This is a genomic window from Bombilactobacillus bombi, from assembly GCF_013607485.1.
In the GTDB taxonomy this organism is placed as follows: Bacteria; Bacillota; Bacilli; order Lactobacillales; family Lactobacillaceae; genus Bombilactobacillus; species Bombilactobacillus bombi_A.
The window spans coordinates 1-384 of the sequence record NZ_SCHP01000163.1 but is presented as its reverse complement, the minus strand read 5'-3'; the positions used below and the strand labels follow the sequence as shown (position 1 = coordinate 384).

1 protein-coding gene is annotated in these 384 nt (G+C 47.4%); it reads left to right on the top strand.

Going from position 1 to position 384, the window contains the following annotated elements; all coding sequences use genetic code 11:
• Positions 1-384 (top strand): hypothetical protein (locus EQ827_RS08965; RefSeq protein WP_219912701.1); only part of this gene is annotated, 384 nt, incomplete at both ends.

The window sequence follows — 384 nt, the reverse complement described above, 5'->3', positions numbered from 1 at the left end:
CACTAAACGATGGAAACGGCGATTACACAGTCCCAGGTGTTTATATCATTCCAATTCAACCGAAAGAACAAAAAGAATTCATTTTGGTTGGTGCTGGTGGTGCTGGTGGTGGCAGTGTCTGGGAGTTAGGAGCATTGGCACATGGGACCAGTGGAACAGATACACGCTTACGTTTAAATGAACTTGATTTGGCGGTTGTTGGCGGCGGTAAAGGCGGTACCAGTGGTCAGTGGTCGAATGGTAGTGCTTTCTCAAATGGTGCTGGTGGTTTAGCAGGTGTAATCACTGTGACATCAAACATAACCGAAATTTCACGCAAGCTTGGTAACGCTGGTACAGCTGCAAACCAAACAAACCACAAAGGCGGCGCATCAGTAAGTCCAG